The organism is Senegalimassilia anaerobia JC110 (assembly GCF_000236865.1).
GTDB lineage: Bacteria > Actinomycetota > Coriobacteriia > Coriobacteriales > Eggerthellaceae > Senegalimassilia > Senegalimassilia anaerobia.
Genome location: NZ_HE611020.1, coordinates 1 through 691, shown reverse-complemented (window position 1 = coordinate 691; position 691 = coordinate 1). Strand labels below are relative to the sequence as shown.

Sequence of the window (691 nt, the reverse complement as noted above, 5' to 3'; positions counted from 1 at the left end):
CCTGTCGTAGATGCGCTCGGCGGCGCGGTACGCCGCGGCGGCCGTGGCCGAACGGCCCTGCCCGCGCGATATGACCTTGCAGCAGAGATGGTAGCTTGCCATCGCGCGGCCTCCTTCCGAGCGCAGCGAGAAACGGACGTTTCGAGCGCCCGCGAGGGCGCAAGGGGCCGAAGGCCCCGCGCAGCGAAAACCCGCCAAAGGGTTTTCGCGGAGCACGCAAGGGCGAAGCCCGCGCAGTCCCCGGATGCGGCGGACAGCCCCGGGGACGGAGAGCGGGGCGCAGGTGGCGCAGCCCCCGCCGCACACATCGCGCAGCGATGTATAAGTGCGCCCTTCGCACCTACGGCACGCCTATGGCGCGAAGTGTACCACGCTGCGCGCGGATGCGCACGTGCCGTGCGCGACCAGGTCGGAAACGCTACAATTAACGAAACGCAAAGGGACGGAAGGAGCGCCATGGCGAGGGCGAGGACGGCCGACGAGATCGACGCGCAGATCGAGAAGCTCAAGGAGCGCGAGAGGCAGCTCAGGGCGCAGAAGCAGGCGATCAAGCGCAGGGAGAACGCGGCGGCGCGCAAGCAGCGCAACCACGCGCTGATGGTGTACGGCGCGATGGTCGAGCAGCACCTGGGGCGCGGCGACTGGACGAGGCTCGACCCGCAGGCGGTGAGCGCCTACCTGGCGAGGTTCG

General features: G+C 69.8%; 1 protein-coding gene. It reads left to right on the top strand.

Annotated features, from left to right (window positions below; genetic code table 11):
* Window positions 1-456: 456 nt before the first annotated feature.
* A partial coding sequence (locus SFHG_RS09945; protein WP_042437088.1) for a hypothetical protein occupies window positions 457-691 on the top strand: 235 nt, incomplete at its 3' end.